Genomic DNA, 569 nt, shown 5'->3' on the forward strand with positions numbered 1-569 from the left:
GAGACCGGGACGCCGAGGATGTCGGCCTGCATCTGCATGCACAGCTCGTTGGCGGTGACGCCGCCGTCGACCTTGAGCACGTCCAGGTCGACGCCGGAGTCGGCGCGCATGGCCTCCACGACGTCGCGGGACTGGTAGCAGATCGATTCCAGGGTGGCGCGGGCCAGGTGGGCGTTGGTGTTGTAGCGCGACAGGCCGACGATGGCGCCGCGGGCGTCGCTGCGCCAGTAGGGGGCGAACAGGCCGGAGAAGGCGGGCACGAAGTAGACGCCGCCGTTGTCGTCGACCTGGCGGGCCAGCGCCTCGCTCTGCGAGGCGCCGGAGATGATGCCCAGCTGGTCGCGCAGCCACTGCACCGCCGACCCCGTCACCGCGATCGACCCCTCCAGCGCGTAGACGGGCTTGTCGCGGTTGAACTGGTAGCAGACCGTCGTCAGCAGGCCGCTCTTCGAGCGGACGAGCTCGTTCCCCGTGTTGAGCAGCAGGAAGTTGCCGGTGCCGTAGGTGTTCTTGGCCTCGCCGGGCGCGAAGCACACCTGCCCGACCGTCGCGGCCTGCTGGTCGCCGAG

Annotated in this window: 1 protein-coding gene; it reads right to left on the reverse strand. The window is 70.1% G+C overall.

All coding sequences use genetic code 11. From position 1 onward, the window contains the following. Window positions 1-569, reverse strand: a 569-nt coding sequence (locus E1300_RS49670) for an FGGY-family carbohydrate kinase (protein WP_242619924.1), incomplete at both ends; no start/stop codon positions are given.

This window comes from Actinomadura fibrosa (assembly GCF_900659615.1).
GTDB classification, from domain to species: Bacteria; Actinomycetota; Actinomycetes; order Streptosporangiales; family Streptosporangiaceae; genus Spirillospora; species Spirillospora fibrosa.